Source organism: Bacillus sp. S4 (assembly GCF_040838205.1).
Taxonomy (GTDB): Bacteria; Bacillota; Bacilli; order Bacillales; family Bacillaceae_G; genus Bacillus_A; species Bacillus_A cereus_U.
This window is the reverse complement of sequence record NZ_JBFPJI010000254.1, coordinates 1-4,847: the sequence shown is the minus strand read 5'-3', so window position 1 is coordinate 4,847 and position 4,847 is coordinate 1. Positions and strand designations below refer to the sequence as shown.

The window sequence follows — 4,847 nt, the reverse complement described above, 5'->3', positions numbered from 1 at the left end:
TTTATATATTGTTAGACTTTCTTTAAAGCAATTATTTAGTGATTTGGAAGCATCAACAGAAGTGTGCATGCTTATGTATAAATTTTAGAGTGTCAATAAAAATATTATGTAAACAATGTGAACTGTCACAAATTTTCATATATTATTGTGATTGATATCACATCCCTTTTTCTCAATGGGTATTATGCTTAGTTTGTAAGGAATGATTGGGAGAGGGTGGGATGATAATGTTTTGTTATCAATGTGAACAAACGCCAACAGGCGGATGCAAAGTGATGGGTGTTTGCGGTAAGAATGAAACCATTGCAAGTTTACAAGATACGATTGTGTTTGGATTAAAAGGAATTGCTGCTTATCGTACTCATGCTGCTCAGCTAGGGTATACAGATGCATTTGTAGATGCTACAACTCAAGAAGCGCTATATATGACATTAACAAATTCTAACTTTAATGAACAAGAACATATTGATATGGCTATGAAAGTTGGGAAATCAGCTTTACGGGTGATGGAGTTGTTGGATGAGGCACATACGAATCACTTTGGTGTTCCAGAGCCTGTTCAAATTACACAAAATCATGTAGAAGGTAAGGCAATTGTAGTTACTGGTCATAATTTATTTGCATTAGAGGAACTATTAAAGCAAACAGAAGGAAAAGAAATTAATATTTATACGCATTCTGAAATGTTACCAGCACACGGATATCCAAAGCTGAAAAAATATAAACATTTAAAAGGAAACATTGGTAAGGCATGGTACGATCAACGACGCCTTTTTGAAAAATTCACTGGTGCCATATTAGCTACAACGAACTGTGTTATGCCAATTAAAGGATCATACTCTGATCGATTCTTTTCATATGATATTGCAGGCTTAGAGGGCGTACAAAAAATTGAAAATGATGATTTTGCACCATTGATTCAAAAAGCGCTAGAGCTTCCCGAAGTACATATGGAGTCGGATGAACAGTTAGTAACAGGATTTCATCATAATACAGTATTATCATTAGCCCCAGAAATTATTGAGGCAGTAAAGGAAGGGAAAATAAAGCGTTTCTTTGTCATCGCAGGTTGTGATGCACCAGGAAAAGGCGGGGAATACTATCGTGAATTAGCAACGTCACTTCCGCCAGAAACGGTTATTTTAACAACTTCTTGTGGGAAATTCCGCTTTAATGATGTGAATTATGGGTTTGTACCTGGTACGGAGATTCCGCGTTATATTGACTTAGGGCAATGTAATAACTCAATTTCTACAGTGAAAATAGCGGCCGCTTTAGCAGATGCTTTTCAATGTGAAGTAAATGAATTGCCAGTGAGTATTGTCCTATCATGGTTTGAACAAAAAGCGGTTGCCATTTTACTTGGTCTATTTAGTCTTGGTATTCAAGATATTCGCATTGGTCCAAAGGCCCCTGAATTTATTTCACCTGGTGTGCTTGATGTATTACAAGAAACATTTGGTTTAAAACTAATTACAACTGCAGCAGAAGATATGAATATGATGTTATCATAACAAAAAGGATGTCCTATATGTAGAGTTGGCTTTATAAAGAATTTGTATGTATTCGCAAGCTCATGTATTAGATGCACAGGTGCATTAGTAGAAGAACAAAAAAATAATCCGTCTTCTTAATAAGGAGAGCTAGCCACATTCATTAACTTCGGAATATTATAACGCCCAAAACAAAAATGTAGAATTTTTGTTTTGGGGTATTTCCTTTTCTTAGCTGGATAGGTATGTGGTGAGATTTTTTAAAAAGAAAATAGGCAGTATCCAATAGATAATAGCGGATTTTTAAAAAAATTTAAAAGTCCAGTTGACATTCACCTCTAATTAGTCATACAATTTAGTTGTAATAAGTAATACTGAATAGCGTGATTTCTTAAAATATATTTAGTAAACAATAGGAAAAAGCGGATTTAAGAAAAAATTTAAAAATCGAGTTGACATTACCTCTACTTAGTCATACAATGTAGATGTAATAAGTAATACTGAATAGTGAGGTTTTTCAAAAGCTATTCAGTAAAAATTCGCCTTAGTACTCTGTGATACTGAATATAAGTCAGACAGAATAGGGGGTAGAGGAGGATCAGAATATGGAAAATTTAACTGAAATGCTGAAAGGTTCGCTAGAAGGGTGTGTGCTGGAAATCATCAGCCGCCGTGAGACTTATGGCTATGAGATTACCCGCCACCTGAATGAGCTTGGGTTTACTGAAGTCGTGGAAGGAACGGTCTATACCATCCTTGTGCGATTAGAGAAGAAAAAACTTGTGAATATTGAAAAGAAACCATCAGATATGGGGCCGCCTCGTAAGTTTTATTCACTAAATGAGGATGGCCGTCAGGAGCTTGAATTATTTTGGAGAAAATGGGATTTTGTATCATCAAAAATTAACGTCTTGAAGTCAAACTAGCCTCATAAGATAAAATATTCGGCCGATATTTTGGGAGTTTCTTGTTCTGCTTTATAAAAAAGGAGGAAAAATAATATGTTGGAAATGTTCAAAAAATTAATTGGTGATAAAAAAGAGTACAAAATGATGATGGCACGGGTTGGAGCTCTGCCAGAGGACTACCAATTTGTGTTTAAGAAAATCCAAAACTACATGTGGAATTTCTCAGCGGGCAACGGGATGGATATGCTACACATACAGTATGAATTAATCGATTTGTTTGAAGCCGGTGCGGCGGAAGGCAGACAAGTGCTGGAAATCACTGGGGAGGACGTGGCATCCTTTGCTGACGAACTAGTGGCAAACGCTAAAACTTATGTCTCCAAGTATCGTGAAGATTTGAATGAAAGTATCATGAAGCAATTGAGAAAAAAATAAATGCAAAAGGTAATACCGACTGATTAGCTGGTTACAAATGTGAATTGCCACCATCGCTATTCAGTTATATTTTTAAATCAGTACTAAGTAATACAGAATATCAGTAATACTAAATAGAGGAGTGTAGGCAGTCTAGCTTTACAAAACATTTTTTAAGGAGGAAAAAAGCATGAGCAACACAGCGATTTCTGTAAAAGGGTTAAAAAAATCCTTTAAAGATAAGGAAGTGTTAAAAGGGGTAGATTTTGAAGTGCAGCGTGGCGAAATTTTCGCGCTGCTGGGCTCAAATGGAGCGGGCAAGACGACGACGGTCAATATCCTCTCTACGCTGATGAAGCAAGATGGCGGCGAAGTAGGTGTTTGCGGTTTTGACGTCCAGCGTCAATCGGATCATGTTCGTCAAAGTATCAGTCTGACAGGGCAGTTTGCAGCTTTAGACGGTATGCTCACGGGGAGAGAAAACTTGATAATGATTGCCAATTTGCGTGGAGTTTCTAGTCCTGCTCAAGTCGCTGATAATTTGCTTGCAAGATTTAGCCTGACCGATGCAGCCAACCAGAGGACAGACCAGTATTCAGGTGGGATGAAGCGCCGGCTTGACATCGCGATGAGTTTGATCGGAACGCCAGCAGTCATTTTTCTCGATGAACCGACGACAGGGCTTGACCCCGAAGCGCGGATTGAAGTGTGGGATACCGTCAAGGAACTTGCCGGCGGTGGCACAACCATCTTGCTGACAACCCAGTACCTGGAGGAAGCCGAACAACTGGCGGACCGTATCGCTATCTTGCATGGCGGAAAAATTATTACGACTGGTACTCTTACTGAACTTAAAGAGATGTTCCCGCCAGCAAAAGTGGAGTATATCGAGAAGCAGCCGACATTGGAAGAAATTTTCCTTGCGATCATCGGCAAAAAGGAGGAGATGTAAATGAAAAGCAAAACAGGGGTATTACTAGGGCGCTTAATGCGCAACATTATGCGGAGTCCAGATACGATTATTACGGTAGCGATTACACCGATTATGATGATGCTGTTGTTTGTCTACGTATTTGGCGGCGCCATAAAGACAGGAACGGATAACTACGTCAATTATTTATTGCCGGGAATCTTGCTGATGGCTATTGCATCCGGTGTCGCTTACACATCCGTGCGGTTGTTTACGGATGTAAAGAGTGGGCTGATGGCACGTTTCATTACTATGCCTATCAAGCGCTCGTCGGTATTATGGGCTCACGTATTAACCTCACTTGTTGCTAATGTACTTACTATCGTGGTGGTTATCCTTGTTGCGCTCTTAATGGGCTTCCGTTCCAGCGCTAATATTCTGGATTGGCTTGCGGTAGCTGGAATACTTGGGATGTTTACGCTGGCGCTAACATGGTTGGCTATCATTCCCGGGTTGACAGCGAAGTCTATGGAAGGGGCGACAGCCTACTCATACCCGCTAATTTTTCTGCCCTTTATTAGTTCGGCCTTTGTTCCTACCGAAACTATGCCAAAAATTGTTCGTGCGTTCGCTGAGAACCAGCCTGTAACTTCAATCGTGAATGCGATTCGTGCCCTCTTATATGAAGGGACTGTTGGTAACGATATTTGGATTGCACTTGCTTGGTGTGTAGGAATTATGGTTATCGCTTACTTCTTCGCCGGTAAAGCATTTAAACGTCAGTTAGGGTAAGTGCACCATCGGTTCGGTGCCCTATGGTAACTAAATCTTCTGAAATGAAATATATGTTTGGAAAAGTGGATTAAAATCACATTAATCTTAGTTATTGCTATAATTGTTAGTATTTTTACTGGTTATGTAGTTGGTACGTAAGTAGGTTCAGACGCTGAAAAAAGCAGACTGAGAGAGTTAAAGGGGAAGAGATAATATTTTGACCGCAATTCTAATCGTCATATAATAAATGCAAGTTTTATACATGAAAAGCCCACCTATTTCCGTAGGTGGGCCATATCTTTATTACACAATACGAAAGTATACTCTCTTTTTCTAAATATGAAATTA

General features: G+C 39.0%; 5 protein-coding genes and 1 pseudogene. All 6 read left to right on the top strand.

Annotated features, from left to right (window positions below; genetic code table 11):
• Positions 1-227: 227 nt before the first annotated feature.
• Positions 228-1,514 carry a hydroxylamine reductase gene (gene hcp, locus AB3X48_RS17805; protein WP_088099385.1) on the top strand — a complete coding sequence of 429 codons (1,287 nt, stop codon included), beginning with the start codon at positions 228-230 and terminating at the stop codon, positions 1,512-1,514.
• Between the two features lie 584 nt (positions 1,515-2,098).
• Positions 2,099-2,419: a PadR family transcriptional regulator gene (locus AB3X48_RS17800; protein WP_002128372.1), complete on the top strand. Its 321-nt coding sequence runs from the start codon at positions 2,099-2,101 to the stop codon at positions 2,417-2,419.
• Between the two features lie 75 nt (positions 2,420-2,494).
• Positions 2,495-2,836, top strand: coding sequence for a DUF1048 domain-containing protein (locus tag AB3X48_RS17795; protein WP_002014108.1), 342 nt, complete (start codon positions 2,495-2,497; stop codon positions 2,834-2,836).
• Positions 2,837-3,005: 169 nt separating this feature from the next.
• Positions 3,006-3,767 carry an ABC transporter ATP-binding protein gene (locus AB3X48_RS17790; RefSeq protein ID WP_088099384.1) on the top strand — a complete coding sequence of 254 codons (762 nt, stop codon included), beginning with the start codon at positions 3,006-3,008 and terminating at the stop codon, positions 3,765-3,767.
• Positions 3,768-4,517, top strand: a complete 750-nt coding sequence (locus tag AB3X48_RS17785) for an ABC transporter permease (protein ID WP_002014105.1) — start codon at positions 3,768-3,770, stop codon at positions 4,515-4,517.
• Between the two features lie 57 nt (positions 4,518-4,574).
• Positions 4,575-4,769, top strand: a pseudogene (locus AB3X48_RS22105) (PRK06770 family protein); the annotation flags it as partial.
• Between the last annotated feature and the right edge of the window lie 78 nt (positions 4,770-4,847).

Excerpts from the sequence above, each read along its gene's own strand:
- hcp (WP_088099385.1), top strand. The coding sequence starts at position 228 with ATGTTTTGTTATCAATGTGAACAAACGCCAACAGGCGGATGCAAAGTG.
- AB3X48_RS17800 (WP_002128372.1), top strand. The coding sequence starts at position 2,099 with ATGGAAAATTTAACTGAAATGCTGAAAGGTTCGCTAGAAGGGTGTGTG.
- AB3X48_RS17795 (WP_002014108.1), top strand. The coding sequence starts at position 2,495 with ATGTTGGAAATGTTCAAAAAATTAATTGGTGATAAAAAAGAGTACAAA.
- AB3X48_RS17790 (WP_088099384.1), top strand. The coding sequence starts at position 3,006 with ATGAGCAACACAGCGATTTCTGTAAAAGGGTTAAAAAAATCCTTTAAA.
- AB3X48_RS17785 (WP_002014105.1), top strand. The coding sequence starts at position 3,768 with ATGAAAAGCAAAACAGGGGTATTACTAGGGCGCTTAATGCGCAACATT.